The organism is Bordetella sp. N (genome assembly GCF_001433395.1).
In the GTDB taxonomy this organism is placed as follows: Bacteria; Pseudomonadota; Gammaproteobacteria; order Burkholderiales; family Burkholderiaceae_B; genus Bordetella_C.
The window spans coordinates 1,723,086-1,749,669 of record NZ_CP013111.1 but is presented as its reverse complement, the minus strand read 5'-3'; the positions used below and the strand labels follow the sequence as shown (position 1 = coordinate 1,749,669).

The 26,584-nt window shown below is 65.1% G+C and carries 25 protein-coding genes; 8 read left to right on the top strand and 17 right to left on the bottom strand.

Going from position 1 to position 26,584, the window contains the following annotated elements:
• Window positions 1–32: 32 nt before the first annotated feature.
• A complete protein-coding gene (locus ASB57_RS07485; RefSeq protein WP_057651660.1) occupies window positions 33–1,562 on the top strand; it encodes a methyl-accepting chemotaxis protein in 1,530 nt (509 codons plus the stop codon).
• Window positions 1,563–1,618: 56 nt separating this feature from the next.
• Here ASB57_RS07485 and ASB57_RS07480 read toward each other — a convergent pair whose 3' ends face one another.
• The 3 genes from ASB57_RS07480 to ASB57_RS07470 all read right to left on the bottom strand — a co-directional run bounded on the left by ASB57_RS07480 (window position 1,619) and on the right by ASB57_RS07470 (window position 4,362).
• A complete protein-coding gene (locus tag ASB57_RS07480; RefSeq protein WP_057651659.1) occupies window positions 1,619–2,542 on the bottom strand; it encodes a fumarylacetoacetate hydrolase family protein in 924 nt (307 codons plus the stop codon).
• 11 nt (window positions 2,543–2,553) lie between these two features.
• Window positions 2,554–3,273, bottom strand: a complete 720-nt coding sequence (locus ASB57_RS07475; protein WP_057651658.1) for a GntR family transcriptional regulator — start codon at window positions 3,271–3,273, stop codon at window positions 2,554–2,556.
• A gap of 195 nt (window positions 3,274–3,468) precedes the next feature.
• Window positions 3,469–4,362 (bottom strand): LysR family transcriptional regulator, encoded by an 894-nt coding sequence (locus ASB57_RS07470; protein ID WP_057651657.1) that lies wholly within the window; start codon window positions 4,360–4,362, stop codon window positions 3,469–3,471.
• A 155-nt stretch (window positions 4,363–4,517) separates the two neighbouring features.
• Between ASB57_RS07470 and acnA the strand changes: the two genes are divergently transcribed.
• The gene (acnA, locus tag ASB57_RS07465) at window positions 4,518–7,181 is read left to right on the top strand and encodes an aconitate hydratase AcnA (RefSeq protein WP_057651656.1); all 2,664 of its coding nucleotides are present in this window, start codon (window positions 4,518–4,520) and stop codon (window positions 7,179–7,181) included.
• Between the two features lie 51 nt (window positions 7,182–7,232).
• Window positions 7,233–7,760, top strand: a complete 528-nt coding sequence (locus tag ASB57_RS07460) for an N-acetyltransferase (protein ID WP_057651655.1) — start codon at window positions 7,233–7,235, stop codon at window positions 7,758–7,760.
• A gap of 43 nt (window positions 7,761–7,803) precedes the next feature.
• Here the strand turns inward: ASB57_RS07460 and ASB57_RS07455 are convergent, their stop codons facing one another.
• The 8 genes from ASB57_RS07455 to ASB57_RS07420 all read right to left on the bottom strand — a co-directional run bounded on the left by ASB57_RS07455 (window position 7,804) and on the right by ASB57_RS07420 (window position 15,703).
• Complete coding sequence (locus tag ASB57_RS07455) at window positions 7,804–9,261, bottom strand: amidohydrolase family protein (protein WP_231755363.1); 1,458 nt, start codon at window positions 9,259–9,261, stop codon at window positions 7,804–7,806.
• 42 nt (window positions 9,262–9,303) lie between these two features.
• Complete coding sequence (locus tag ASB57_RS07450) at window positions 9,304–9,792, bottom strand: glycine zipper 2TM domain-containing protein (RefSeq protein ID WP_057651654.1); 489 nt, start codon at window positions 9,790–9,792, stop codon at window positions 9,304–9,306.
• A 46-nt stretch (window positions 9,793–9,838) separates the two neighbouring features.
• A complete protein-coding gene (locus ASB57_RS07445) occupies window positions 9,839–10,276 on the bottom strand; it encodes a hypothetical protein (RefSeq protein ID WP_156414082.1) in 438 nt (145 codons plus the stop codon).
• A 145-nt stretch (window positions 10,277–10,421) separates the two neighbouring features.
• Window positions 10,422–11,513 carry an AI-2E family transporter gene (locus ASB57_RS07440; protein WP_082621431.1) on the bottom strand — a complete coding sequence of 364 codons (1,092 nt, stop codon included), beginning with the start codon at window positions 11,511–11,513 and terminating at the stop codon, window positions 10,422–10,424.
• Entirely contained in the window at window positions 11,510–12,979 is a 1,470-nt protein-coding gene (locus ASB57_RS07435; RefSeq protein ID WP_231755362.1) for a carboxylesterase, read from the bottom strand. The genes ASB57_RS07440 and ASB57_RS07435 overlap by 4 nt, the downstream gene beginning before the upstream one ends.
• An 82-nt stretch (window positions 12,980–13,061) precedes the next feature.
• Complete coding sequence (locus ASB57_RS07430; protein WP_057651652.1) at window positions 13,062–14,156, bottom strand: catalase family protein; 1,095 nt, start codon at window positions 14,154–14,156, stop codon at window positions 13,062–13,064.
• A gap of 82 nt (window positions 14,157–14,238) precedes the next feature.
• Window positions 14,239–14,655, bottom strand: a complete 417-nt coding sequence (locus ASB57_RS07425) for a GFA family protein (protein ID WP_057651651.1) — start codon at window positions 14,653–14,655, stop codon at window positions 14,239–14,241.
• Window positions 14,656–14,743: 88 nt separating this feature from the next.
• Window positions 14,744–15,703, bottom strand: a complete 960-nt coding sequence (locus ASB57_RS07420) for a GlxA family transcriptional regulator (RefSeq protein ID WP_057651650.1) — start codon at window positions 15,701–15,703, stop codon at window positions 14,744–14,746.
• A 118-nt stretch (window positions 15,704–15,821) separates the two neighbouring features.
• Between ASB57_RS07420 and ASB57_RS07415 the strand changes: the two genes are divergently transcribed.
• Window positions 15,822–16,466, top strand: a complete 645-nt coding sequence (locus ASB57_RS07415) for an HD domain-containing protein (protein ID WP_057651649.1) — start codon at window positions 15,822–15,824, stop codon at window positions 16,464–16,466.
• 56 nt (window positions 16,467–16,522) lie between these two features.
• Here the strand turns inward: ASB57_RS07415 and ASB57_RS07410 are convergent, their stop codons facing one another.
• A complete protein-coding gene (locus tag ASB57_RS07410; RefSeq protein ID WP_057651648.1) occupies window positions 16,523–17,443 on the bottom strand; it encodes an SMP-30/gluconolactonase/LRE family protein in 921 nt (306 codons plus the stop codon).
• Between the two features lie 90 nt (window positions 17,444–17,533).
• Window positions 17,534–18,520: a tripartite tricarboxylate transporter substrate binding protein gene (locus ASB57_RS07405; RefSeq protein ID WP_082621430.1), complete on the bottom strand. Its 987-nt coding sequence runs from the start codon at window positions 18,518–18,520 to the stop codon at window positions 17,534–17,536.
• 263 nt (window positions 18,521–18,783) lie between these two features.
• Between ASB57_RS07405 and ASB57_RS07400 the strand changes: the two genes are divergently transcribed.
• Window positions 18,784–19,161: a hypothetical protein gene (locus ASB57_RS07400; RefSeq protein WP_057651647.1), complete on the top strand. Its 378-nt coding sequence runs from the start codon at window positions 18,784–18,786 to the stop codon at window positions 19,159–19,161.
• A gap of 82 nt (window positions 19,162–19,243) precedes the next feature.
• Here ASB57_RS07400 and ASB57_RS07395 read toward each other — a convergent pair whose 3' ends face one another.
• From ASB57_RS07395 to ASB57_RS07385, 3 genes are all read right to left on the bottom strand, one after another.
• Window positions 19,244–20,479 carry a pyridoxal phosphate-dependent aminotransferase gene (locus tag ASB57_RS07395; RefSeq protein WP_057651646.1) on the bottom strand — a complete coding sequence of 412 codons (1,236 nt, stop codon included), beginning with the start codon at window positions 20,477–20,479 and terminating at the stop codon, window positions 19,244–19,246.
• 15 nt (window positions 20,480–20,494) lie between these two features.
• Window positions 20,495–21,250, bottom strand: a complete 756-nt coding sequence (locus ASB57_RS07390) for a GntR family transcriptional regulator (protein ID WP_057651645.1) — start codon at window positions 21,248–21,250, stop codon at window positions 20,495–20,497.
• A gap of 162 nt (window positions 21,251–21,412) precedes the next feature.
• Window positions 21,413–22,306 (bottom strand): transporter substrate-binding domain-containing protein, encoded by an 894-nt coding sequence (locus ASB57_RS07385; RefSeq protein WP_057651644.1) that lies wholly within the window; start codon window positions 22,304–22,306, stop codon window positions 21,413–21,415.
• Window positions 22,307–22,512: 206 nt separating this feature from the next.
• Between ASB57_RS07385 and ASB57_RS07380 the strand changes: the two genes are divergently transcribed.
• Genes ASB57_RS07380 through ASB57_RS07370 form a run of 3 tightly spaced genes read left to right on the top strand, consistent with a single transcriptional unit; the run spans window position 22,513 to window position 26,261 of the window.
• Window positions 22,513–24,198 (top strand): thiamine pyrophosphate-binding protein, encoded by a 1,686-nt coding sequence (locus tag ASB57_RS07380; RefSeq protein WP_057655990.1) that lies wholly within the window; start codon window positions 22,513–22,515, stop codon window positions 24,196–24,198.
• Complete coding sequence (locus ASB57_RS07375) at window positions 24,195–25,493, top strand: FAD-binding oxidoreductase (protein ID WP_057651643.1); 1,299 nt, start codon at window positions 24,195–24,197, stop codon at window positions 25,491–25,493. Before ASB57_RS07380 ends, ASB57_RS07375 begins: the two co-directional genes overlap by 4 nt.
• A gap of 30 nt (window positions 25,494–25,523) precedes the next feature.
• A complete protein-coding gene (locus ASB57_RS07370) occupies window positions 25,524–26,261 on the top strand; it encodes an aspartate/glutamate racemase family protein (RefSeq protein ID WP_057651642.1) in 738 nt (245 codons plus the stop codon).
• Window positions 26,262–26,274: 13 nt separating this feature from the next.
• Here ASB57_RS07370 and ASB57_RS30955 read toward each other — a convergent pair whose 3' ends face one another.
• Window positions 26,275–26,463 carry a hypothetical protein gene (locus tag ASB57_RS30955; RefSeq protein ID WP_156414081.1) on the bottom strand — a complete coding sequence of 63 codons (189 nt, stop codon included), beginning with the start codon at window positions 26,461–26,463 and terminating at the stop codon, window positions 26,275–26,277.
• Window positions 26,464–26,584 lie beyond the last annotated feature (121 nt).

Below are 26,584 nucleotides of genomic sequence, written 5' to 3'. Positions count from 1 at the left end.
CTCCGACGCGATTCCCTCGAGGACGATTTGTCGTGCATTCCCCTGCCTTTCTGCTCGAAACCTCTTACCGCCGCGTCGATCGCGCCATGCTGCCGCTGCTATGGGCACTATTGGTAGTGACGCTGTTCCTGGCGCCGCAGTACGGGCGTTGGACCTCCGCCCTCGCGGTGGGCATTCCCGCCGCTCTCCTCCCTTCCCTCCTGATCCTGTGGGCGCCCGCCCGCCTGATCACCCGCTTGTCCGTCGCCACGGCGCTGATGGTCTTCGCCGCCCTGCAGGTCCACCTGACCAGCGGCATGACGGAAATGCACTTCGGCGTCTTCGTCCTGCTGTCTCTGCTGCTGGCCTACCGCGATTGGCGTCCCATTTTGTGCGCGGCCGTGGTCATTGCCTTGCACCATGTGTCGTTCCATTATTTGCAGCAATGGGGCTACGACATTTCTTGTTTTACCAATCCCAGCCTGGGCATCCTGTTGTTGCACGCCACCTACGTGGTGGTGCAGGCGTCGGCGCTCGGCTGGCTGGCCTGGCGCATGGAAAAAGACGCGATGACCGCGGAAGAACTGGCGCGTCTAAGCGCACATCTGGGACATGAGTCGGGTCGTTTCGACCTGCGCTTCGGTGCCCTGGCGATGAACAGCCGCCTGGCGGGCGCCTTCAAGACCACGATGGACGCGGTCCATCGAACCATGCGACACGTGCGGGACAGCGCGCTGGTGATCTCCGCCAACTCGAACACCCTGCAGCAGGGCTATGCGCAGCTGGAAGATCGCACGCGCAATCAAGAGGCCACGCTGGAGCGAACGGCCCAGTCCATGCGCGCACTGGCCGAGAACGTCCACCACAACGCCACCAATGCGGACAAGGCGGCCGAATTGGCCGTGGCGGCGCGCGACGTGGCTGGCTCCGGCAGCCAGGCCGTCACCGAGATGGCGGGAGTCATGGGGGAGATCCGTCAGGAAGCGCAGCGGATTTCCGAAATCACCGGCCTGATCGACAGCATCGCGTTCCAGACGAACATTCTTGCCTTGAACGCGGCCGTAGAGGCGGCGCGGGCGGGCGAAAGCGGCCGTGGCTTCGCGGTCGTCGCCGCCGAAGTGCGCGCCCTGGCCCAGCGCAGCGCGACCGCCGCCAAGGACATACGCGGACTGATCACGGCATCGCTCGACAAGACCGATGACGGCGCCCGCAAGGCCGACGACGCCGCCGCCGTGATGGGCGACATCGTCGCCAGCGTCGAACGGGTTTCCACCATCGTGGCGGAAATGGGTGCCGCCAACCAGGCGCAGCGTGCCGGCATCGAGGAAGTCAACGGCGCCGTCGCCGAGATCGGTGCCTTGACCCGCGACAATGCGGCCCTGGTCACCGCGGCCGCGGGCGCGTCCACCACCTTGGAAGCCGAAGCCGGCACCCTGCTGCAGGCCGTGGGCTTGTTCAGGCTGTCGGACGGCCCTAAAGCGATGGACCAGCAGGGCTATGGCTACGGCGACGATGCGGATGATGAGTCCTGGCAGGACGATGTGGACGATTATGTCCGTAACGCCCCGCTGCTGACTGCCTGATATCCGCTACCAGAACCTTGGGCGGCCTTCAGGCGGCCCAGGGTGGCCGTAGGGTCTTATTCCACGATCTGGTTGATCAGTTCGCCTATCCCTTCCACGCGTGCCTTGACGACGTCGCCAACGTTCAGGCAACGCGGCGGAATGGCGGCGTAGCCGACGCCCTTGGGCGTGCCCGTGGAAATAATGTCGCCCGGCAGCAGCGTCAGGCCAGCCGATAGCTGCGCGATGACCGCTTGCACACTGAAAATCATTTCATCCGTGCTGGCGGACTGGCGCAGCTCGCCATTGACTTCCAGTTCGAGCCGCTTGGCATTGGGATCGCCGAAGGCCGACTTGTGCACGATGACCGGCCCGATGGGGCACGTGGTGTCCAGGCCCTTGCCCTTGAACCATTGGCCATGGCGGCGTTGCAGGTCACGCGCGGTGACGTCGTTGACCACGGTGTAGCCGAATACGTGATCCAGCGCGTCGGCCTCGGAGATGTTGACGCCGCGCTTGCCGATGACGATGGCCAGTTCCACTTCGTAATCCAGGCTGTTGGTCAGCGCCGCGTGGCGATTGACGTCCCAGCCATGGCCGACCACCGCCGTCGACGGCTTGGTGAAGAACTCGATGGCTTCCGGGAAGGTGTTGGGTGCGATCCCTTTGGCGATATTGCCTTCGATGATGTGCTCGCGATAGTTCCTGCCCACGCAGAAGACGTTGCGGCGCGGCTGCAGGGGCGGCAGGTAGCGCACCTGGTCCTGCTCCACCACATGGGCTTCGTGGCCGGGCTTCTGTGCCAGTTGCGCCAGTTGCGCCAGCGGCGTGGCATCCGCGTCGATCAAGGCGTCCAGCGACTGCGGCAAGTTCGCTGCTTCGCCGGCGGGCAGCGCACGCACGGCGGCCGTGACGTTGAATACCTTGCCGTTTTCCAGGGCGATGCCCAGTTGCGGACCTTGGCCTTGCTGGCGTGCGTCGGTGAAAGACAGGAATTTCATGTGCGTAGGACTCAGGAGGATGAGTGGGAGGGGGCGAGGGACTGCTTCACCGCATCGAGGATCGCGCGCACGTGGGCGCGCGCCAGCCTTTCCGCGGCATCGGGATCGCGTTGATGTATGGCGTCGATGATGGCGTGATGATCGTTCAATGACTGTTCGCGCCGGTGCAGGCGAGCGATGACCTGGCGCCGCGCGCTGGTCTGCCGGTGGCCGAACGACTCCCAGATACGCACCAGCAGGCCGTTGCCGGACAGGCGCATGATCTCCTTGTGGAAGGCGACGTTGGCCAGGTTGTAGGCTTCGTCGTCTTCGTCTGGGTATGTTTCGGTCGACTTCTTGTTTCCAGGCTTGGCCGCCGCGTTTCGCATCGGCAGGAAAGGCGCGAAGATGGCGCGCAGCTGCCCCACGTCGCGGCCGGACGCATTGAGCGCGGCTTCGCGGGTGGCCAGTCCCTCCAGATGCTCGCGGATCTGTAGCCACTCCAGGTATTCGGCATCCGTGACGGGCATGAGCAGCGCTCCCCTGCCCGGTCGCAGATTCACCATGCCCATGCCTTCAAGGCGGATCAGCGCTTCACGGACGGGTGTGCGGCTGACGCCAAGCTGCTCGGCCAGTGCTTCCTCGCCGATGCGGACGGGCTCCTTGATCCCCTCTCGCATGGATTTCAGATGCTCGTTGACTGCGGCGAATACGCGCGCGCGGCCGGCGTCGGGGGGGGTGTCGGTGCCCATCGTCTGTATGCGGGTGCGTTAAGTTCGCACAAGTATATGATTTTGTATACACGATGACAATGGTGTGTGCAGGGTGTACTGCCGGGGCGGCAGCTTCGCCGGCTGCGTCGGCGGGTTTGCTCGTAGGGGGCTCCGCCCCCTATAGTCCCCGCTTAGGATAAGCAGCGTGCTCGCCGCCGCTGGCGTCGGGACTGATCAGCGTCCCTGCACGCCGCTCAGCACCAGATCGACCAGATTCTGCAGGACCGGAGGCGCTACACCCTTCCGATACGCCAGCCCCAGGCTGGCCACCAGATCCGCCCCCCGCAAGGGAATGTACCGAACATCGTCCGACCGGCTTCGGCGCATGCAGGATGGGACGATGGAGATGCCCAATCCGCTGGCGACCAGGTTGATCGTCGATGACACCTGCGGCGTGTGCTGCACCACTTGCGGCGTGAAACCCCGCGCTTCGCAAGCGGACTTGACCATCTCCGGCAGGCCCGAACCGCTGGCCCTGGGATAAAGGATGAAAGGCTGATCCCGCAGTTCCTCCAGCCGCACCGACCGCCGGCTGTCCAGCGCATGCCCCTTAGGCACCACCAAGACCATGGGCTCGGTCGCGATCAGGGTGAAATGAACGTCGCTGTCATCGCCTATGGGCAGCCGCACGAACGCGGCATCCAGATTCCCCTGCCGCAAAGACTCCATCAAGATCCCCGTGCGGTTCTCTTCCAGCGTGATTTCCACGCGCGGATACAGCCCCCGGTAGCGTTGCAAGGCATCCGTCACCTCGCTTCTGAACGAGGCCGACTCCGTGAAACCGACGCTCAGGCGCCCGCTCACGCCCTGGGCGCTCACCTGGCACTTGATCGCCGCGCGACGGACATGCTCCAGGATGGCGCGGGCCTCTTCCAGATAAACCTGCCCCGGCCGCGTCAACGTCACCCGTCCAGGTTGGCGGTCGAACAGCTGGACACCCAGTTCCTGTTCCAGGGCCTTGATCTGCGCGGTCAGCGGCGGCTGAGCGATGCCTATGCGTTGGGCGGCCCGCGTGAAGTGCAGTTCCTCGGCGACGGCAATGAAATATCGAAGGTGACGCAGGTCCATACGTTTTAAGTATTGGGAGTGCAATCTCAATATATTAGACGCGCCTAAAGCCAAAGCCTAGACTTGGATTCCTGCAGGGAGATCCCCAGACGTGAATCTCAAAAGGTAGATCCCCTGACGTGAATTCCATTCCCCTGACGACTCCAAGGACGATCATGACATTTCAAGCCGCGGACACCTTGCGTGCCCTGCCCATCGAAGGCCAGCCTCCCGCGCGCTTCTATTCCTTGAGCGTGCTGGAAGAGTTGGGATACGGCGCCATTTCCCGTCTGCCCCATTCCATCCGTATCATCCTGGAGTCGGTGCTGCGCAATCTCGACGGCACCAGCGTGCAGGAAAGTCATCTGCGCGAACTGGCCGCCTGGCATCCCAAGGGCACGCGCGATAGCGAGATCCCATTTGTCGTGTCCCGCATCGTGGCACCGGACTCATCCGGCGTGCCCTTGCTGGCCGACCTGGCCGCCATGCGGGAAGCCGCCGCTGACGCTGGCATGGACCCCGCCGCCATCGAACCCCTGGTTCCCGTCGACCTGATCGTCGACCATTCGATATCCGTGGAACACGCCGGCTCCAGCGACGCGCTGGCGCACAACATGGCGGTCGAGTACGAGCGCAACGCGGAGCGATATTCGTTCCTGAAGTGGGCGGCAAATGCCTTCAGCGCCTTCCGCATCTTTCCGCCCGGCACCGGCATCATCCACCAGATCAATCTGGAATTACTGGCGCGTGGGGTACATCAGAAGGATGGCATCGCCTACTTCGACACCCTGGTAGGCACGGACAGCCACACGCCCATGATCAACGGCATCGGTGTGGTGGGCTGGGGTGTCGGCGGCATCGAGGCCGAGGCCGCGATGCTGGGGCAACCCATCTATGTCGTGGCGCCCGACGTCGTCGGCGTGGAGTTGGTCGGCACGCCGCGTCCCGGCATCCTGGCCACCGACATCGTGCTGACGGTGGTGCAGGCCTTGCGGGCCAGGAAGGTGGTCGGCAAATTTGTCGAATTCTTCGGTGCGGGTGTCACGGCCCTGGCGGCGGTGGATCGCACCACCATCGCCAATATGGCGCCGGAGTACGGCGCGACCCTGGCGCTGTTCCCCGTGGATGAACGGACACTGGACTATCTGCGCTCCGTCGGCCGCAAGGAGCAGGAACTGGCCGCGCTGGAGGGCTATTTCCGCGCACAAGGCATGTTCGGCGTTCCCGCTGCCGGCAGTATCGACTACAGCGACACCCTGCGCATCGACCTGGCCGCTGTCGAGCCCAGCGTCGCCGGGCCATCCCGCCCGCAAGACCGTATTGCCCTGGCGGACTTGAAGGACTCGGTGCGCCAGCTGTTGCAGGCAAAAACCGCGGCGGCCGCTGTCGATGTCCCATCATCCGAGACGTCCTTGCGCGATGGCGACGTCGTCCTTGCCGCGATCACGTCCTGTACGAACACGTCGAACTACCGCTCGATCCTCGCGGCGGGCGTACTCGCCAGGAACGCCGTCCGCAAGGGCTTGCACGCCGCGTCGCACGTGAAAACGTCGTTCACGCCAGGCTCGCGCGCGGTCACCGAGTATTTGAAAGCAGCAGGACTCGACACTGCCTTGGACAATCTGGGATTTCAGGTGGCGGGTTACGGATGCGCCACCTGCATGGGGAATTCCGGTCCCCTGGCGCCGACCATCGCCGACGAAATCAAGCGCCGCGACCTTACCGTCGCCGCGGTGCTGTCAGGCAACCGGAATTTCGAGGCCCGGATCCATCAGGCCATCAAAGCCAATTACCTGATGAGCCCGCCTTTGGTCGTGGCTTTCGCCATCGCGGGCACCACCGCCTTCGACCCGGCCGCCGATGCCTTGGGCGTGGGAGCGGATGGTGCGCCGGTGTACCTGGCCGACATCTGGCCGACCGACGCTGAAATGGCCGAGGTGCTGCCGTACGCCGTCGATCCGAACAACGTGCTGCGCGTGTACGCCGCGCCGCCGGAAAACCCGCTCTGGTCGGCCCTGGATGCGCCGGCGGGAGATTTGTTCACCTGGCAGCAGGGTTCGACCTATCTCAAGCGCCCGCCCTTCTTCGATGGGGTCACCCGCGATATACCGGCCCAGTCGGCCATAAGCGGCGCACGGGCGCTCGCCATCCTGGGCGATTCCGTCACCACCGACCACATCAACCCGGGTGGCAGCATTCCCGCCGAATCCGAATCGGGCCAGTACCTGATCTCCCTGGGCGTGGCGCCCGCGGATTTCAATAGCTACATCTCGCGGCGGGCCCACGATGACGTGATGGTGCGCAGCACCTTTGCCAACGTCAGGGTACGCAACCTGATGGTCCCGGAGGTGGGCAGCCGCACGCTGCACCAACCGGACGGCGCACCCATGAGCATCTTCGCGGCCGCCACGTGGTATGCCGAGCAAGGCATTCCGATGATCGTCTTTGCCGGCGAGGAATATGGCAATGGGTCCAGTCGCGATTGGGCAGCAAAGGGCCCGCGCCTGCTGGGCATTCGTGCCGTGATCGCAAAAAGCTTCGAACGTATCCATCGAAGCAATCTGGTGGGTATGGGGATCCTCCCCCTGGAATTCCTGAATGGCCAGGACGCCCAGAGTCTGGGCCTGACGGGCGACGAGTCCTTCGATCTGCCAGGTGACCTGGCGGCGATCCAGCCGCGCCAGTCCGTGGATCTGGTGATACACCGCAAAGACGGCACGACGCAGACCGTGACGTTACGAGCGCGCATCGATTCCGCGATCGAAGCCGCTTATTTTCACCATGGCGGCATCCTGCCCTATGTATTGCGGAGCCGACTGGACCAGCAGACCACCGCCTGACGCGCAATGCCGTATAGTCGCCGACACGATCAACCAATGTGATGATGGGCCATGATCAATCGGATAACGGTAGGTGTGGTGGATGCCGGCGCGGCCGGGGCCATGGCGGACGGACTGGCCGATGTGCTTGTCGACTGCGTCGAGGGCGGCGCGTCGGTCAGCTTCATGTCCCCCATGGACAAGCAGGACGCCCTGGAGTTCTGGCGGGGCGTGGCCGCCGGCGTGGCGCGCGGCGAGCGCGTATTGCTGGTGGCGCGTGACCAGGCTGAACGCATCGCGGGCACGGTCCAGGTGGTCGTGGGCCAGCCGCCCAATCAGCCGCATCGGGCCGACGTGTCCAAGTTGCTGGTGCACCGGGATTACAGGCGTCAAGGTGTGGGACGCCAATTGATGGAAGCGGTGGATCAGATCGCCGCGGAGGCGGGTAAGACATTGCTGGTGCTGGACACGGAGACCGGCAGCGACGCCGAACGCTTGTACGAAAGAGCCGGCTGGCAGCGCGCCGGCGTCATCCCGGATTTTGCACTGAAGCCGCATGGCGGTTTGTGCGCGACGACGTTTTTCTACAAGCACGTCTAAGTCTCACTATTTGCCGGGTCATGGCGGCCACACGTCCCACAAGCTAGGTAGGCAAGGACAAGGTGTCCTTGTGCACCTGGCCATCTTTCATGATCAGCCGCAGGTTTTTCTCGGGCTCCGCCAGCACCATCAGGTCGTCGAGCGGATTACCGTCGACCACCAGCAGATCGGCATACGCGCCCTGTGCCAGGACACCCAGTTGCGCCGGATAGGGATTGCGCTGCCCCGCCAGCGCCAGCAGCTGGGCGTTGCCCGACGTGGCCATGCGCAGGACCTCCACGTTCGAATACCAATGGCGCAAATGGGTCAGCATCAGGCCCTGCCGCTGCGCCAGCGTCGCGGAAAATATCAGGTCGGTACCGAAGGCCGTCTTGATCCCATGTTTGGCCGCCAACTCATAGGTCTTGGCCGTGCCTGCCGCCACCTCCAGGAAGCGCAGACGTCCGGGGCCGGTCAACGGCCCGACGTCGTTTTCGTCCATGAAGGGTTGGGTGCTGAGCCAGGTGCCGCTGCTGGCCATCTTCGCCGCGCTGGCATCGTCCATCAGGTGCCCATGTTCGACGCACTGAACACCCGCGGCGAGCCCGCGCTGGATAGCCCCAGGCGTATAGGCGTGGAGCAGCACGTAGGATCCCCAATCGCGTGCGGTCTCCACGCCGGCGCGCAATTGCGGCTCGGTGAAGGTCAACATATCGAGTGGACTGCGTGGCGAAGACACGCCTCCGCAACCCACGAGCTTCACTTGCGACGCACCCTGCAGGAATTGCTCGCGCACGCGCAGGCGCACCTCGTCCTCGCTGTCGGCAATGGCGCTGCCGCCGTCCTGCTCCGTCTGGCTGACGCGGCTGCTGGTGCGCGGCAGGTCGAACAACTGGCGAAAGTCGCCGTGGCCGCCGGTGGTGGTGATCATGGCGCCGGACGGATAGATGCGCGGGCCGGCGACCAGGCCCCCGTCGATGGCCTGCTTCAGCGCGAATGACGGCCCGCCTGCATCCCGAATGGTGGTGAACCCCCGCAGCAAGGTGTTGCGCGCCTCGGTGGCCGCGGCGATGTGTACGAAGGCCATCTCCGCCTGCAGGATGGTCTGGATGGGCAAGGCGGCAAGCAAGGCGTGCCAGTGCATGTCTATCAGTCCGGGCATCACCACCCTGCCGCCGCAATCGATGACTCGCGCACGCTCGCGCGTCGGCGGCTGCCCTTCCCCCACCTGCGCGATCGTCGTGCCTTCCACCACCAGGAACATGCCGTCCCGCAGTTGAGCCGCCTTGCCGTCATACAGCTTCAGGTTGCTGAAGATGACAGGCCCTTGTTCACGCTCGGGTGACGCAGCCCATGCCAGCCCCGGGAACAGGGACGCGAGCATGGCGCTACCGACGCCGGCGACGAAGCCCCGCCGTGACAGGTCGGCGCCGATGCGCCGGTTGGCGTAGGCCGCCTGCGATTTGGCGCACAGGCACGCATAAGCGCCTCCGCTCAGGCGGTTCTGCGTGGATGAGGCCATGGCGCGCTCCTCCTTGCCCGGGCACGGGGCCCGGCATGCGGGTCAGATAGGCGCGACCCGGCTGGCGCCGCCCTGCGTGACGATCTGCACGCGTTGACCGACGCCGACCGGGACATCGGCTTGCTGCGCGATCACCCGCGTCTCGCCGTTGTCCAGTTGGACGGTGATCTCCAGGCCCTGCGTGCGCCCGCGGGCATTCTCGACGGCATTGCCCGCCATCGCGCCACCGACCGCGCCGCCCACGGTCGTGATGCGCCGCCCGGACCCGCCGCCGATGGCATTGCCGGCCACCGCGCCCAAGGCGCCGCCTGCGACCATGCCCAGCCCCGACGTACCCGAGGTCTGGATGGTGATAGGTCGAACGGCGGTCACATGGCCCAGCACCACGGTCTGGGCGCGCTGGGTCTGTTCGAAGGTGTAGACGCGCGACGAAGCATTGGGATTCGCGCAGGCCGCCAGGAGCAGCGCCAGCCCGGCTAGCGCGATGAAGGCGCCAAGGCGGATGCCGCGCGCGTGGGATCGTGGGTACATAGTGCCTCCTTCGGAGGTTGACTGCGAACGCGGAACGACTATCGCTTCAACGCGGCATGCCGGCCGGCGGTGACGGCGGCACGGGCACCTGGTCCTGGGGCGCGTTGCGGCTGAACCTGCCGTTTGCGTCGAGCATGCCTATCGGCCGGCCATTGAAGAAAATGGCCCGGTATGGCTGATATTGCGTTGCGGGTTTGGTGTCCGGCGCGTCGTAGGCCGCCACGTCGAAGTCGTATTCCCAACCTGTCATGGGCTGGCCGTCCTGATCCGTGAAGGCGGCCCGCTTGACCGAGACGTCATAGCCGTAGTCCCGGAAGGTGACATAGCGGGTGGGCGGCAAGGTGTCACGCAAGGATGACATGTACTGATGCAGGTCTTCATCGCTGGGCGGCGTGCCGTACTGCGCGCTATCCGACCGATTTCCCGATGGGGAGGCGCAGCCGGCCAGGACACAGACGGACAACGCAAGAGCTAACCTGTTCATCGAAGTTCCTCCTGAAGATCACACATGTCCTGGGCGGACACGCGCATGGGTACTACAGGAAACTTCCTCGACCAGCAGCACCAGGGCGCGGGCTGTGCGCGGCTGGTGATCGCGACTAGCAACGCCGCGGACAACATTAATACTCCTATCCCGGGGGCTTTGGCAAGGAATCCTTGCCGGCACTGCCCTGCAAGTACACGTTGCCCCGGCGGCGCTGGCTGGACGACCAGACGGACGTGGCGACGATCAGGATGGGCACGCCGATGAAGGTCCCGGGTATCCCCCAGACCAGCCCCCAGAAGAACACCGCGACCATGACCATCAGCGGCGAGAGCGAGAACGCGTTGCCCGCGAGCCTGGGCTCCAGATAGCAGCCATAGGCGATCTGGATAACATTCAGGATCAGGAAAATGAACACCGTGGTCTGCAGCGATTCGAACTGCACGAAAGCGAAAAATGTGGGAAACAAGGTGGCCAGCAGCGGCCCCAGGAAGGGAATGTAGTTCAGCAGGAACGCCAGGCCGCCCCAAGCCGTGGCCAGTTCCAGACCGGCATACATGGCGAACAGCCACACCGTGACCCCGGTCAGGATGCTGGCGATGGTGCGTATCCACATATAGCGCCGCAGCTTGCGGCCAACGTCCGCCGCGACGACCAGCCAATGGTCGGCACCAGGCACCATTCGGCGCAAGCGGTCCGGGGCCTCGTCCATCTCGAAGATACCCAGCGTAAGAAACAGGATGGCCAGGAATACCTGGCCCGCCAGGCTGTTGACGCGTACCAGCACTTCCTGAATGGCGCGCACCAGCCAATAAACGTTGAAGTTGTCCAGGAACATGTCCTGCACCAGCGACAGTTGCGGATGCAGCGACGCGACTTCGACGGTGAACAGGCGCTGGAGCCGCGCGGCATTGCCCATGGTCCATTGGGCGACCAGGTTGAAGCCCCAGGCAGCGAGATAGAGGAACAGGATCACCACGCTCAAGGTGATCAGCAAGGTCAACGTCGACGCCAGCGCGCTGCCGACTCTGGCCCGCAACACACGCCGCAAGGGCGCCACCAAGGCCAGGATGAACAAGGCGAACGCCAAGGGCACGAACACCGAGCTGGCCAGATAGAGCAGGCCCAGCGACAGCAGAACGGCGATCAGGCCCAGCGCCAGGCCGACGCCCGCGGGCCGCACGGGCGGCTGCACCGCGGCTTCCTCCGTGTCCGGCGCGGCGTGTTCCGCTGTCATCGGGGAATCACGCCGTCGATGCGTTTGAGCAGATAGGGGTAGAAAGGATTCGACGTCAGCCGCGACAGCGATTCCGTGCCTGTGATCAAGACGCCTACCTCACCCCGGATAGCGATGGCGCCCAGGCTGATGCCGTATTCCTCGATATTGTCCGGATGCTGGCCGTAAAGCGTGTCCGTAGTCGGGAATGGCAGGGCTACGTGGGACAGGGAATAGATTTCATTGGGATAAGCGATGTTGATGGGCCGGTCCGACGTGGTGGTCGTGCCCGCTTCGCTGATCCGCTCCACCATGTCGTTGGAGCTGGCTGAGGCATTGGTGACGATGGTCAGGCGATAGTTGTGCTGCTCGTTCGGCAAGGTGCCGGACATGTACCACTCCACGCCGCGTCGCATCAGGGGCCCCAGCTTGGTGGCGCGATTCAGGTCGAACAGCACCAGCTCGCTGCCGTTGGCGGGCAGGCGCGCATACAGCGCATTGAGCACCGCGCGCGTGCTGACCGTGAAATCCAGCACCGAATGAAAAGTCAGGACGGGCGGCAGCTGCGCCAACGTCCCCTGCCGCTGCCGCTTGACGATCTTGTCCTGCAAAACCTGCGTCAATTCGTAGGACTGGCGCGCGGCATAGACCGGGAAAGAGTTGTACTTGAAAGGATTGAATTCCGGGACGATGCTCAACCAGGCGGCCTTGGCGAAGGCCGGCAGCACGGCTGGCAAGCCGGCCAGCCCCGCGAATCGCGCGAAACGCGTGATGCCTATCATCGGCGAGATCAAAACCAGTTGGTCCGGCCGAGCCAGTTTCGGATTGTCCAGGGCCTCCAGGGCGTACATCAGGGCCAGTGCGCCTCCATTGGAGAAGCCCACGATATGCAGCGGTTTCGGGGCCGGCACGCGCCGGCGTGCCTCGCGCACCGCCAGTCGCGTCGCGGCGACCCAGTCTTCCCAGGTGGAGTCCGTCAGCGCCGCCGGCACCGTGCCGTGGGCGGGCAGGCGTATGCCGATCGCCACGAAGCCCAGGTCGCGGTAGTGCGCGGCGATGTGGCGCAGGCTGTAAGGGGAATCCGTCAGCCCGTGCAGCAGGACCACGACGCCGGCGGGTGGGCCGGCGGGTTCCAGGATGTAGGATCGATTCCAATCGTGGGCGAAACGCGCGGGAAAGACCGTGGCACCGCTGAAATAGCGGTTGCTGTCCACCTGGTCTTCATCCTCGAGCTGGTCCGTGACGTTGCGGCGGACCTCGTCGAAGATCTTGTTTTCGCGCTGAATATAGTCTTGCCAGGTGCTGTCATCGAGCGCGTCGGCATCGAGCTCGTCTGGCACATAGGTGTGCCAGACGGCGAGCGGAGGGCCTTGCTGGATGTTGTAAAGCCTCAACCCCAGCGCGCCCAGCAGGAACACGACGATGACCAGCACGGTCACGCGCAGCGTCTTTCTGACTCTCGACCATCGGGTGCGTTGCACGTTCACGAGCGAGCCGTCCCCATGACTGGACGGTGTAGCTTACGAAGCCGGGCGCGATAACGCAAGCCCGGCAACGGGCTTGCCCGCGCTATTCAGCCCGCGACGGTTCGTGCATCGGACAGCCGTTGTGGGTCCCACGGAACTGCGCGGACATTTCATAAGCGGGCTTGCGCGTGCGCATGATGCCGCCCAACGGTCGATGCTCCGTAATGCCATGCCAGGGATTGAAGGCCATGCCATCGTCGATGGCGGCCGCTTTTTCGTCGGACCAGGCGGGTTGGGCCGCCACGTTGATCCTTCCCACGGCAATGTATGGGCTCTGGTCTTCCGGCCAGGGCACCGCGGCGTCCTCGATGGGCATGCTGTCCAGGTCGGTCGCCAACTGCACGCGCACCTCCCACTCGCCGCCCTGCTCCGCGAAGAACGCGTTGACGGCCGCTCGCAGCGCATTGGGGTCGTCGCTCACATCGACCGGCGCGTCCTTGAGCGCGGTCAGGGCCGCGGACACGGGCGCCACGCTGATCTTGCCGAAGTACAAACCGTACAGCAGCGGGACCACGGTGTAATAGGTCTCGCCCAAGGGGTTGGTCGCGGGATGGCCGCCCAGGCTCTTGATCTTCCCGCTCTCGCCACCCAGCGCTTCGATGGCTTTTTCGGTGCCGCGCAACACCGCGGACAGCGCCTTCTTGCCGCCCTCGGCCTTGTCGGTGGTCTTGGCCAGGAGCTTCAGCGACCGCAGGAATTCCTTGGGCGTGCTGGCCATGAAGGCCGGCGAATTGACCATGACGAAGTCCTGGGTGGCCGCACCCTCGGCGCCGGGCAGGCGCTCGCCTTCCACGCCGATCACCTTGAGCGCCATGCCGCGCGGCGTGGAAACGCTGTCGGCCAGGATATCGCCGGGATTGGTGGAGATACGCAGGACCACCGGATAGCGGGCGCCGCGCTTGAAGATGCCATGGGCCAGGACGTCGGGAATGTCGTCGTAAACGGCCAGTTCCCCGGTCAGCAGCCCATGACTCTTGGCATGCACGCTGCGCACGGCGTGGCCGTAGTCCTCATAGGTCTTCTCGATGATGCCGCGCAAGGCCTCGACCAGACCGCGCGCGGTTTCGTTTTCATCTTCGGGAATCCGTTCGAATTGAGGATCGAAGGGGATGGGAGTGATCGTGGGGTATTGCGGCATGATTGTTACTCCAGCCAGGCGGACTGAGGGATCTCAGCGATGCCCAGCCAAAGCAAGGGTCATGCCCCTGTCGCGCAGCGCGTCATGCTTGCGACGTAGCGTCCGGCGTACCGTAGGCGGCAATGACCTCTTGCTCGGTCATCGTCCGCGTCTGGTTGGCGAAGGCATAGTACGGCGGCTTTTTGTCGATATAGATCTGGCTGACGAGTTCGAAATCCGTCGTATCGAAGATCCCGGCCGGCACGAAGTAATGGCCATTGGATAGCAGCTTGTAGTACAGATGCGAGCCGCAGTTGCTGCAGAACGCGCGCTCGGCCCAGTCGGAGGACTGATAGACCGATATCCGGTCTTGCCCGCTGATGGTCACATCCGGCCCGCAATGCACCGCGAGCATCGGGCCGCCGCTCCAGCGACGGCAATACGTGCAGTGACAAGCGCCGATTTCTTTCTGCGCGCCAGTTGTCAGGCTGACGGTGCCGCATAAGCAAGTGCCGTTCATATTCGTGTCTCCGCGAGGTGGCATAGGCTTCAGAAAAAATGCTGGGTATTTATACAGCATTCGCGCGCCGCTCGACCAGCCGGCATGCTTACCCGACTTTGCCGTGGTGCCGCCGATACGCCGCCGGCGTCACGCCCACGTGCTTCACGAAGCTGCGGCGCAAGGTGTCGGCATTGGCGAAGCCGCACTTGGCGGCGACCTGCTTGGGTGCTTCCATGCCCGCTTCCAACAAGACCCGAGCCGCCTGGACACGGGTCAGTTCCACCCAGGCCGCGGGTGTCATGCCCACCTCCGCGTGGAACAGCCGCGCGAAATGGCGCGCGCTGAGTCCCGCATGCTGTGCCAGTGATTCCACCGAGTGCGCCTGCTCCGGATGGGCGGCGACCCAGCGCTGTACCGTTTGCAGGACCGAACGGCCCGACGGCCCTGCCTCGCCCTTGCGGCTGAACTGCAACTGTCCACCAGGACGTTTGAAGAACATCACCAATTGGGACGCAACCCGCATCGCCACGTCACGTCCCAGATCTTCTTCGACCAGGACCAGTGCCAGATCCAGGCCCGCCGTCACACCAGCGGCCGTGCACAGCTTGCCGTCGCGCACGTAGAGCGCATCGTCCTCTATCGTCGCACGGGGATAGGCTTGCGCCAGGGTTGCCGCGGCCGCCCAGTGCGTGGTCGCCCGGCGACCATCCAGCAAACCCGCCGCGGCCAGAGCGAACGCGCCGGTGCATACGGAGCCATACCGGCGCGCCGTCCGGGATGTAGCGCGTATCCATTTCAGCGTGCCCTCGCTTAACAGCATGCTGGCCGCCCGCGGGGCCCCAGCCACCAACAGCGTATCGCATCGATGGGGATCGCCAACCACAAGATCCGGCAGCACCCGCACGCCGGACGAGCTTTGTATGGGCCCCGGCTCGCAGGCCACCACCCGCAGTTCGTATACCTTGGCGCCCGCTTCCGCATTGGCTTGGGCGAATACGTCGAGGGGACCCGACACGTCGAGCAATTGCACTCCGGGAAGGGCAAGAATGGCGATGGATTTGGACATGAGTGCGTGGCCGCAATTCCAGTGAAATGGCAGAAATTGGCGCCTCACGCCAATTTACGCCATCATACCCCGGCAGGACAATGGGTCATCGCCTCTCACAAATGATGGAGCACGACTCATGAACACCCTGGACATCGCCGGCATTAAGATTCCGGACAGCCAACTCGCCCGTGAAATCACCGAGCTGGTGCGCGATACCGAATCCCCCCTGCTCTTCCACCACTCCAGCCGCGTCTACTACTTCGCTGCCCTGGCCGGCCAGCACCGCGGCTTGAAATACGATCCCGAGCTGCTTTACTGCGGCTGCATGTTCCATGACATGGGACTGACTCATCAACACAGCAGCGCCTGCGAGCGGTTCGAAGTGGATGGCGCCAACGCCGCGCGCGATTTCCTGCGCGGTCACGGCATCGCGCAGCAGGACATCGACACCGTCTGGACATCGATCGCGCTGCACACCACTCCCGGGATCCCGCAGCATATGCATCCGGTCGTCGCCCTGGTGACCGCCGGCGTGGAGATGGACGTCCTGGGCCTGACCTATCCTGAATATAGCGACCGCGAACGCGAGGCCGTCGTCCAGGCGCATCCCCGCGGCGGCAATTTCAAGGAGGACATCATCCAGGCCTTCTACGACGGGATCAAGCACAAGCCCGATACCACCTTCGGCAACGTCAAGGCGGATGTGATCGCGGACAAGGACGCGTCCTTCAAGGCGGGCAATTTCTGCAGCGTCATCCGCAACTCCAGGTGGAGCGCCTGAGCGGCGACCGCCTGGTCCCAAGCCGGGGTTCCCCCCGGCTCAGGTGCGCACCTGGTTCAGGCGTGCGAGAACAAAGGCAGGCCTTCATGGGGTAGCGTGGCCGTCAACAGCGTCCCGGTCTGCGACTCCACCATGATCAGCTCCCGCGTGCCTGGCCGGTACGCCAGATTGGTCAGCGTGGCGCCCACGGGGCTGCGCACGTAATGGGTGATCTCCCCGTGGACGTTGACGAGGAAGGCGCCACGCAGGCTCGCGTGGCCTACCGCCACCCCGTTCTTGACGTCGACCGCCAGGCCATCCGGCCCGCTGGCGCCGAAGAAAGTCTGGAACTGCCCCACTTTGTTGGTGCCGCCGCTGGCCGGCAAAGGCGCGCGCCAGAGCGCGTTGGCGCGGGTGACCGCCACATAGAGCACGCTGCCGTCGGCGTTGAGCGCCAGGCCGTTCGGGCTGGGCGCATTGCGGATCAAGGCTTCCAGCCGGCCGTCCGCTTCCAGGCGATAGACGTGGCCGGTCGGGTCCTGCAGGCCCGTTTGCCCCTGGTCCGTGAACAGCAGGTTGCCGCGGCCATCGAAGGTCAGGTCGTTGACGCCCTTGAACGACTCGCTATTCCTGTGGGGCAGCACTGGTTCGGGCGCAGCCGCGCCAGGCTCCAAGCGCAGGATGCCGCGCCGGTAGTCGGCGATCCACAGGCTGCCGTCCCGGTGAAAGGCGCTGCCGTTGGGCCAGCCGTCGTACTCGGCGGCCACCGTCCAGTTCAAGGCGGTGTCGATCCGAAAGATGCGGCCGTTGGGAATGTCGGTGACCCAGAGATTGCCTTCGCGGTCGAAGGACGGGCCCTCCAGGAAGCTTTCGAGCAACTGGCCGGGCTTGTTCGCCTCGCTCCAGGCCGTCTTGCGCGCCTGGCGGAAATGATCCGGCAGACGGGTCAGCACCGTCGCGTCGATGATCTCGGGAGGGGTAAAGCTCAGGTTCCACATGGCGGGATACTCATCCTGAAGGTTGAAGGTCTCAAACTACAAAGTGTAGGAACAACGCCAGCGCCGGCCATCAGCCGGCACCGGCATTCATCAATGCGGCGTGATCCCCGCGCTTTTCGCGATCTCGGACCAGACGGCCGTTTCCTTGGTGATGCGCGCCCCGAACTCTGCCGGCGAAATGCCGCCGGGCTCCGCGCCCTGCTCCGCCAAGCGCTTCCTGAGCGCCGGATCGTCCAGCGCCTGTTTCACATCGGCCGCGATGGTCTGGATGACCGCGGCGGGCGTGCCTTTGGGGGCGGCCAGTCCGAACCAGTTCACCACGGCGAATTGCGGCAAGCCGGCTTCGCTGAAGGTCGGCACCTCGGCCAGGACAGGCAGCCGCTTCGCTCCCGTCACCGCCAAGGCGCGGGCGCGCTTGCCATCGACCTGCGGCATCGCCGTGGGCGCCGCTGTAATCAGCACGTCCACCTGTCCTGCCACCAGTCCCATCATGGCCTCGCCCGCTCCCTTGTAGGGAACGTGGGTGATATCCACCCCGGCGTCCTTGTTGAACAGCGCTCCCTGCAAGTGGGTGGAGCTACCCGCGCCCCCCGAGCCGAAATTCAACTTGCCCGGATGCGCCTTGGCATAAGCCCGCAACTCGTCCAGCGTCTTGAAGGGGGAATTCGCCGGCACCATGAGCACGACAGGCGTCTGCACCATGGTCGTCACGGGGATCAGGTCATGCGCATGGTCCCACGGCAGGTTCGCGAACAATCCCGGCAGCATGGCGTAGGACGTATCGTTGGCCAGCAAGGTGGCGCCGTTGGCGTCACTGCGCACGACCTGTTGCGTCCCGATCGTGCCCGACCCGCCCGCCTTGTTCTCCACGATGAAGGATCCGCCGGTCTTTTCGGCCAGTTTCTGGGCGATCAGGCGCGCGGCGAAGTCGGTGGTGCCCCCCGCCGCATAAGGGACCACGATACGAACCGGCCGATCCGGCCAGCGGTCCGCCGCCTGGGCGCTTGCCATCGTTGCCGCGCCGATCCCAAATGCCAGGCCGACCGCGCACGTGCGCAGCCATTGCGTCTTTCGCATGATCCTTGTCTCCGTTATCGGGACGGGCATGGTGCCCGTCTCCTTGTAATTCAGAGCATTGTGAAGGCGCGCGACTGATTCTGTCCGCTACAAACTTTTGATCAATTGAGTCCTAACCGTTATCAGATGGGATACCCGAACGAGACATGCAGACGACAGCGCTCAGCCCCGTCACCCTCCGCGGCGTTTTCACTTTCAGCAAGCTGAGAGGCAATTCGGGGTAAGGTACCCGCCGTTCATCGGGAGCATCCCAGGGAGTCGCAATGCACCTACGCCATTTCATGAAGTTCGCGCTGCTCGCCGGCATAGCCGTCGGCAGCATCGCAGCGGCGCCCGCGTGGGCCGATGCCAGGTGCGATCAATTGAACGAGAAACTGTCCGGGCCGGACAATAATTTCCGCCCGCCGCTGGGTGCCACGGCCGAGCCTGTCGCGCCGTCGAAGAGGGTTTACCTGCGCAGCGCACCCGACGAGCAATGCGTCGCCGGCCAACCCTTCATCGTGAAGGGCGACCATGTCACGGTCTACAAGCCGTACAAGGAGTGGATGCAGGTCATGTACGTTTCCAAGAGCGGCGAGGACTACACCGGCTGGGTCAAGGAAACGGAGATCAAGGAAAGCGGGACGATGGGGCTTCAATAAAGGCCCCACGGCCGCCGCCACGCAGCGCGCCATGTAAACCGCAAGCCACCTTGGCCCATCAACAGACCAAGGTGGCTTTTCTTTACCGCAGCGCCTGCACCGCTGCCGCGATACGCGTCATCGCGGTCTTCAACTGCGCTTCCGACGTCGCGTAGCTGATGCGGAAATACGGCGCCAGGCCGAAGATGCCGCCGGGCACGACGGCGACGTCATGCGAGTTCAGCAGATAGGCGCAGAAGTCCGCATCCGTGTCCAGCACTTTGCCGTCAGGCGTGGTCTTGCCCAGCACGCCGGCGCAGCTGGCGAAGGTGTAGAACGCACCTTCGGGCCGGCGGCAACGGATGCCTTCGATGGCATTGAGCGCGTCGACCACCAGGTCGCGCCGACGCAAGAAGGACGCCTGACGCTCTTTCAGCACGTCCTGCGGGCCGTTCAGCGCCTCGATGGCGGCGGCCTGCGAGATCGAGCAGGGATTGGACGTGCTCTGGCTCTGCACCACGGCCATGGCGGCGATCAGCTCGCGCGGACCACCGGCATAGCCCAGGCGCCAGCCCGTCATGGCATAGGCCTTGGACAAGCCGTTGACCGTCAGCGTGCGGTCGGCCAGGCGCGGTTCGATCTGCGCCATCGTCTTGAACTCGAACCCGTCATAGATCAGGTGTTCGTAGATGTCATCGGACAGCAGCCACACATGGGGATGGCGCAACAGCACATCACCGATGGCGCGCAGGCGGGCTTCGTCGTAGGCAGCGCCCGAGGGATTCGACGGCGAGTTCAGCATCAACCAGCGCGTGCGCGGCGTGATGGCGGCTTCCAGGTCGGCCGGATCCAGCAGAAATCCGTTCTCCTCGCGACCCGCCACCTGCACCGTGACACCGCCGGCCAAAGTGATCATGTCGGCATAGGACGTCCAGTACGGCGTCACGACGATCACTTCGTCGCCCTCGTCCAGCGTGGCCATCAGTGCATTGTGCAGCACCTGCTTGGCGCCCGCGCCCACGGTGATCTGGTCGACGCCGAAGGTCAGGCCGTTTTCGCGCTTGAACTTGCCGACGATGGCCTGCTTGAGCGCCAAGGTGCCGTCCAGCAGCGTGTACTTGGTATCACCCGCTTCGATGGCGCGCACCGCGGCGGCCTTGACGTTGTCGGGAGTGTCGAAATCCGGCTCGCCCGCGCCCAGCACAATGACGTCGCGGCCTTCGCGCTTGAGCTGCGCGGCACGCGCGCCGATGCGCAGGATTTCCGAAACCTCGATGTTGGCGATGCGCTGGGCGCGGCGCAACGGGGTGGCGGGAGCAAAACTTTCAGAAGTGGACATGGAGACTGATTGCCTTCAAGTGGGTTGACTGTTCGGATCGGGTGAAAGATCGGCGGGCGTCATCGGCCCCGCCAGGCGCGCCTCGGCGTAATCCGCCAGGGCATTGCCCATATAGATTTCGGCGTAGCTGCGCCGGGTCAGCTCGATCACGTGATCGAGGTGATGGTCGATGTGCGCCGCCATCAGGGTCTGCACGCGCCCCAGATCGCGGCTCTGCAAGGCGCGCACGATCTCCGGATGGTCGTTGCGCGTGTGGTCGCGGCGGGCGCGCAGGTCGATCCAGCGCGCGAAGCGGATGCGTTCATTGATGGAGCGCACCGAACGCAGGAACTCAGCGTTGCCGGCCAGCGTGGCCAGCCGCTCGTGGAAAGCCTCGTCACGCCACAGCAGGCCGATGGCCTGCGCGTCCGTTTCCGGTTCGTCGCGGCTTTCTTCGGCAAAGGCCAGTAAAGCGGCGAGATCCGCGTCGCTGGCGCGCTGACAGACCAGGCGCACGACACCCAGCTCTACCGTGGCCCGGTACTCGTACAGCGCCAGGATGTGCTGGGCATCCAGGGCCCGCACGGTGAAGCCGCGCGCGGGCGTGGCGATCAGGAAGCCCTCGGCGGCCACGCGCGCCAATGCCTCGCGGACGGGAGTACGCGAAACGCCCAGTTGCCGGGCCAGCTCGACTTCGTTGATGCGCTCGCCTGGGCGCAGCCGATACGTCGTGGCCATCGCCTTGATGCGTTCGTAGATATTGGCCTGAACGGCCGTGGATGATGCTGTCATGAAAAAATACCGAACTCCCGCCCATTTAAGCGCTGGACGGATTGCGCGTCAGAACGCCGCTTGCCCGTGGCGCGTTGCGACGAACCCCGCGCGCGCTCCTGGCGCGGGTTGTACATGATATCCGGCCGCGAAGCCAACGCCCTGACGCGCATTGCCATTTCCTTAGAACTGCACCGCTTGCGGAATGTCCGCCTGCTTCACGTCCAGCTCGGCGAGGCCCGCGATAAACCACTCACGGGTGGTGCCCAGGGTGCGGTTGTAATCGGCCCAGACGCTGAGAAAATCGCGCCAATGCTTGTCGGCTTCCAGCCGCACCGCGATATTGGTGGGCAGGGTCAGCACCGGCTTCGGGATGGCGATCTCCCCCAGGGTCGGGTTCTTCTTGAGCATGGGCAAGGCCAGTATGGCCAGCACCACGTTGACGTCGGCCCGGTTGGTCGCCAGCGCCATCACGGCTTCGTCGCGCGACTTGTAGGCCAGGATATTGGCCTTGGGCGCGTAGCGGCGCGCGATCAGGTCGTGCGCGGAGCCCATGTCCACGGCAATGCGGACCTCCGGCTTGTTCAGGTCTTCCCACGTGGCCGGCGCCGGATAGCCCTTGCGCGTCACCGCGGTGAAGGAATGCACCAGGATGGGCGTGGCGAAATCCACCACCAGGGCGCGTTCCGGCGTCGGATTCACCGCGAAGGCCAGGTCGATCTTGTTGGCCTGCAGATCCAGCACCTGGTTGCCCCAGGTGGTTTCCACGGTCTGCACCTTGGCGTTGAGCTTGGACGCGATGTCGTCCGCCATCTTCAGGCAGGCGCCGCTCCAGGTGCCGTCCGCCAGGTTCTTGATGAAATATGGCGCCTGCCCCACGATCACCCCGATGCGCAGCACGCCGCTGGAACGGACGCGCTCCAGGGTCGAGCCGCTGGCCGGGCCTGCCGCCGGCGGCGGTGGCGCGGCGGCCTGGGCGTTGGCGGTCTGCGGCAACACGGTGGCCGTCGTCGCCGCGGTCGCGGTGGCGTAGGCGCCCAGCATGGCGGTGCGGCTCAGTAGTTCTCGACGTTTCATTGCTTGTAACCCCTTGGACAAACACGAACATGAAGCCGCCGCGTCGAGGTGAAGACCCCGGCCCGGCGGGGCCTGGTGTTGCTGCAGTTTTGCTGTATTTGATTCTGTATACAGATGATGATACTTGTTGTGTATGCAGTCAAGTGATAAGCTTTTTCGCGCTATGGACGCCTTCCGCGACCGTGCCCACCGCGAGATATTTCTTCATGACCGCTGCTTCCTCCTCCTGGCCCGAACGTACCGGCGGCCAGGTGCTTATCGATCAACTGCGCGCCCAAGGCGTGGAGCGCCTGACCTGCGTCCCGGGTGAAAGCTACCTGGCGGCGCTCGATGCGCTCTACGACAGCGGCGTGGAAGTGATTTCCTGCCGCAACGAGGGCGGCGCGGCGATCATGGCGGAGGCCTACGGCAAGCTGACCGGGCGCCCGGGCGTCTGTTTCGTTACCCGCGGACCCGGCGCCACCAATGCCAGCCACGGTGTTCACATCGCCATGCAGGATTCGACGCCGATGATTCTCTTCATCGGCCAGGTCGACCGTTCCATGCGCGAGCGCGAAGCTTTCCAGGAGGTGGATTACCGCGCCTTCTTCGGCGGCATCGCCAAGTGGGTGGTGGAGATCGACAGCGCGGCCCGCGTGCCGGAACTGGTCGCCCGCGCCTTCCGTGTCGCCATGCAGGGCCGGCCGGGCCCGGTGGTGATCGCGCTGCCGGAAGACATGCTGGTGGAAACCTGCCGCGTTCCGGATGCGCCGCGCGTGGAAGCCGCCACCGCCTGGCCCGCCCCCGCCGACCTGGCGCAGATGGCCGCGCTGCTGGCTGAAGCGCGCAACCCCATCGCCATCCTGGGCGGCTCGGGTTGGGACGATGAGGCTTGCGCGGCCTTTGCCCGCTACGCCGAACGCGCGCAACTGCCCGTGGCCACGTCCTTCCGCCGCGCTTCCCTGATGGATGCCGACCATCCCAACTACGCCGGCGATATCGGCATCGGACCCGATGCCAAGCTCAAGGCCCGCGTGGCCGACGCCGACCTGATCCTGCTGGTGGGCGGCCGCCTGTCCGAGATGCCCTCGTCGTCCTATACCTTGCTGGACGTACCGGTGCCGCGCCAGAAGCTGGTGCATATTCACCCTGGCGCTGAAGAATTGGGACGCGTCTATCAACCTACCCTTGCCATCCAGGCCAGCCCCAAGGCTTTCAGCGCCGCGCTTGAGAGCCTGTCGGTACCCGAGGCACCCGTGTGGGCCGGCACGGCCGAGACGGCGCATGCCGAGTACCGCGCCTGGACCGACACCGCCCGTCAACTGCCCGGTGACTTCCAGTACGGCGAAGCCATCACCTGGCTGCGCGACCGCCTGCCCAAGGACGCCATCATCTGCAACGGCGCCGGCAACTATGCAGGCTGGCTGCATCGCCATCATCGCTTCCATCGCTACGGCACGCAGCTGGCGCCCACCAGCGGCTCCATGGGCTATGGCGTGCCCGCCGCCGTGATGGCCAAGCGCCAACGGCCGGACAGCGTCGTCGTGGCCTTCGCGGGCGACGGCTGCTTCCTGATGAACGGCCAGGAATTCGCCACCGCCGTTCAATACGACGCACCCATCATCGTGGTCGTGGTGGACAACGGCCAGTACGGCACCATCCGCATGCACCAGGAACGCGACTACCCCGGCCGCGTCGTGGCGACCCGCCTGAGCAATCCCGACTTCGCGGCCATGGCGGTCGCGTTCGGCGGGCACGGTGAACACGTGGCCACCACGGCGGAATTCGCGCCCGCTTTCGAGCGCGCGCTGGCGTCCGGCAAACCGGCCATCCTGCATTGCCGCCTGGATCCGCGCGCCCAGTCGCACGCCCGCGACTATCCGGCGGACTTCGGCGGCGCCCAGCCAAGATGAGCAACGCGCCGCACGTCGTGGTGATCGGCGCCGGCGCGGTCGGCGCGGCCGTGGCGATGCGGGCCCTGGAAGCGGGCCTGCGCGTCACCCTGGTCGAACCGGATGCGCCAGGTGGCAGGCAGGCGGCCAGCTATGGCAACGCCGGCTGGCTGTCGTCGCATTCGATCCTGCCGCCGGCCGAGCCTGGCGTGTGGCGCAAAGTTCCCAAATGGATAGCCGATCCGCTGGGCCCGCTGGCCGTGCGCTGGCGCTATCTGCCCAGCGCCCTGCCCTGGTTGTGGCGTTATCTGCGCGCGGCATGGACCTGGCCGCGGGTCGAACGAACGGCGCATGCCTTGCGCACCCTGCTGCGCGACGCGCCCGCTCTGCACCAGCAGCAGGCGGCGTGGGCCGGCGTCAGCGAGCTGATCGAACAGCGCGGCCTGCTGCATGTGTTCTTGAACGAAGCCCAGTTCCGCGCTGACAAGCGCGCGTGGGACATCCGGCGCGCTGAAGGCATCGAGTGGGAAGAGCTGGACGCGCAGGCCTTGCGGGCGCGCGAGCCGGCGCTGGACGCGCGTTATACCTTCGGCGTGTGGGTGCCCGAGACGGGCAGTTGCCGCGACCCGGGCCGCTATGTGGCGGCGTTGGTCAGCCGGGCGCTGGCCTTGGGGGCCGAGCTGCATACGACCCGTGCCACGGGTTTCCATATCGAGGATGGCCGCTTGCTCGCCGTGCGTACGGAGCACGGCGAGATCCCATGCGACAAGGCCGTCATCGCGACAGGCGTGCATGCGCGCGCATTGGCCGGCCAGGCCGGCGATCGCGTGCCCCTGGCGGCCGAGCGCGGGTATCACGTGGTCATACGCGATGCCCCCGTGGGCGTGCACACCTCGGCCCAGTTCGCCGATGCCAAGATGGTCGTCAACTGGACCGACCAGGGGCTGCGCGCGGCGGGCCAGGTGGAAATCGCCGCGCCGGATGCCGCGCCCAACTGGGAGCGTGCCCGTATCCTGCGCAGGCAGTTGGTGGGGATATTCCCGGAGTTGTCGCGGGCGGAAGCCGTCGCCGGCGCGTCGGCGCAGGCAGGCCTGGGAGACGAGGCGGATTTCTGGCTGGGCTGCCGGCCCAGCATGCCGGACGGCCTGCCCTGCATCGGCCCGGCCAGTGCCAGCGCGGACATCGTGCATGCCTACGGTCATGGGCACGTGGGGCTGGTGAGCTCCGCAAGAACTGGACGTCTGGTGGTCCAGGTATTGATGGGCACACCGACGGATATCGATCTGCGGCCGTTTTCGCCGCGACGTTTCGCTTGAACATTCTCGCTTGAATCACAAGGAACCGCTATGCCGACTACGCAATCTTCCCGTATCGCCCGTGGCGGCAAGTCGCTGTATGGCGCGCCGTTGGGCATCCTGATGCTGGATGCCCGCTTTCCGCGCATCCTGGGCGACATGGGCAACGGGCTGACCTGGCCCTTCCCGGTGCTGTACCGCGTGGTGCGAGGGGCCAGCCCTGAGAAAGTCGTCCTGCAAGGCGCCCGCGGCACGCTCGATGCATTCGTGGAAGCGGCGCAGGACCTGATCGATCAGGGCGCCGAGGCGATCACCACCAATTGCGGTTTTCTGGCGCTGTTCCAGCAGGAGTTTTCGGCCCGCCTGAATGTGCCGGTGGCGACCTCATCCCTGATGCAGGTGCCTTGGGTGCAGGCCACGTTGCCGCCGGGCAAACGCGTGGGCATCCTCACGGTCAGCGGCGCAACGCTGACGCCGCAGCATCTGCAGGCCGTCAACGTGCCTCTGGATATTCCGTGCGCGGGCACGGAGAACGGCAAGGAATTTTTCCGCGTCCTGATCAAGGCCGAAAAGACGGATATGGACGTGGATCTGGCGCAGCAGGACATCCTTGATGCGGGGGCCGACCTTGTGCGCCGTCATCCTGAAGTGGGCGCCATCGTGCTGGAATGCACCAATATGCCACCCTACGCCGCTGCGCTGCAGGCCGCCACGGGGCTGCCTGTGTACGACATCTATTCGATGATCACGTGGTTTCACGCGGGGCTGCGGCCACGCAAGTTCGAATGACGCCGGCCTTGCATTATTCCGACTTCGGCGCGGCCAGGAAGTAGTCGGCCGACACCGCCAGCAGACGATTCACGGACAGGTTCATGTCATGCGCGCGGGCGCGGCGGCGCTCGGATGTCGCCAGCGCTTGCTGGCGCACCCGCGCCAGGCCCTGAGCGGCAAGGCTCATCGGCAGGCGGGAGGAAAGGAAGGAATGTCTCATGGCACAAGGCTCGCTTGAAAGATGAGTCATGCTAGTCCCATGGCGCGGCGACGGGAACGATAGAGTCGCGATATTCTTATTTTCTACGAAGATGACACCAGAAGCTTATGCCTCTGCTTAC

Coding starts and splice junctions, on each gene's coding strand:
- ASB57_RS07455 (WP_231755363.1), bottom strand. CDS start 9,261: ATGGCCTCATCCACGCAGAACCGCCTGAGCGGAGGCGCTTATGCGTGC.
- ASB57_RS07420 (WP_057651650.1), bottom strand. CDS start 15,703: ATGTCCAAATCCATCGCCATTCTTGCCCTTCCCGGAGTGCAATTGCTC.
- ASB57_RS07450 (WP_057651654.1), bottom strand. CDS start 9,792: ATGTACCCACGATCCCACGCGCGCGGCATCCGCCTTGGCGCCTTCATC.
- ASB57_RS07390 (WP_057651645.1), bottom strand. CDS start 21,250: ATGACAGCATCATCCACGGCCGTTCAGGCCAATATCTACGAACGCATC.
- ASB57_RS07385 (WP_057651644.1), bottom strand. CDS start 22,306: ATGAAACGTCGAGAACTACTGAGCCGCACCGCCATGCTGGGCGCCTAC.
- ASB57_RS07395 (WP_057651646.1), bottom strand. CDS start 20,479: ATGTCCACTTCTGAAAGTTTTGCTCCCGCCACCCCGTTGCGCCGCGCC.
- ASB57_RS07375 (WP_057651643.1), top strand. CDS start 24,195: ATGAGCAACGCGCCGCACGTCGTGGTGATCGGCGCCGGCGCGGTCGGC.
- ASB57_RS07470 (WP_057651657.1), bottom strand. CDS start 4,362: ATGGACCTGCGTCACCTTCGATATTTCATTGCCGTCGCCGAGGAACTG.
- ASB57_RS07405 (WP_082621430.1), bottom strand. CDS start 18,520: ATGCGAAAGACGCAATGGCTGCGCACGTGCGCGGTCGGCCTGGCATTT.
- ASB57_RS07475 (WP_057651658.1), bottom strand. CDS start 3,273: ATGGGCACCGACACCCCCCCCGACGCCGGCCGCGCGCGCGTATTCGCC.
- ASB57_RS07370 (WP_057651642.1), top strand. CDS start 25,524: ATGCCGACTACGCAATCTTCCCGTATCGCCCGTGGCGGCAAGTCGCTG.
- ASB57_RS30955 (WP_156414081.1), bottom strand. CDS start 26,463: ATGAGACATTCCTTCCTTTCCTCCCGCCTGCCGATGAGCCTTGCCGCT.
- acnA (WP_057651656.1), top strand. CDS start 4,518: ATGACATTTCAAGCCGCGGACACCTTGCGTGCCCTGCCCATCGAAGGC.
- ASB57_RS07480 (WP_057651659.1), bottom strand. CDS start 2,542: ATGAAATTCCTGTCTTTCACCGACGCACGCCAGCAAGGCCAAGGTCCG.
- ASB57_RS07460 (WP_057651655.1), top strand. CDS start 7,233: ATGATCAATCGGATAACGGTAGGTGTGGTGGATGCCGGCGCGGCCGGG.
- ASB57_RS07410 (WP_057651648.1), bottom strand. CDS start 17,443: ATGTGGAACCTGAGCTTTACCCCTCCCGAGATCATCGACGCGACGGTG.
- ASB57_RS07415 (WP_057651649.1), top strand. CDS start 15,822: ATGAACACCCTGGACATCGCCGGCATTAAGATTCCGGACAGCCAACTC.
- ASB57_RS07425 (WP_057651651.1), bottom strand. CDS start 14,655: ATGAACGGCACTTGCTTATGCGGCACCGTCAGCCTGACAACTGGCGCG.
- ASB57_RS07445 (WP_156414082.1), bottom strand. CDS start 10,276: ATGAACAGGTTAGCTCTTGCGTTGTCCGTCTGTGTCCTGGCCGGCTGC.
- ASB57_RS07380 (WP_057655990.1), top strand. CDS start 22,513: ATGACCGCTGCTTCCTCCTCCTGGCCCGAACGTACCGGCGGCCAGGTG.
- ASB57_RS07400 (WP_057651647.1), top strand. CDS start 18,784: ATGCACCTACGCCATTTCATGAAGTTCGCGCTGCTCGCCGGCATAGCC.
- ASB57_RS07440 (WP_082621431.1), bottom strand. CDS start 11,513: ATGACAGCGGAACACGCCGCGCCGGACACGGAGGAAGCCGCGGTGCAG.
- ASB57_RS07430 (WP_057651652.1), bottom strand. CDS start 14,156: ATGCCGCAATACCCCACGATCACTCCCATCCCCTTCGATCCTCAATTC.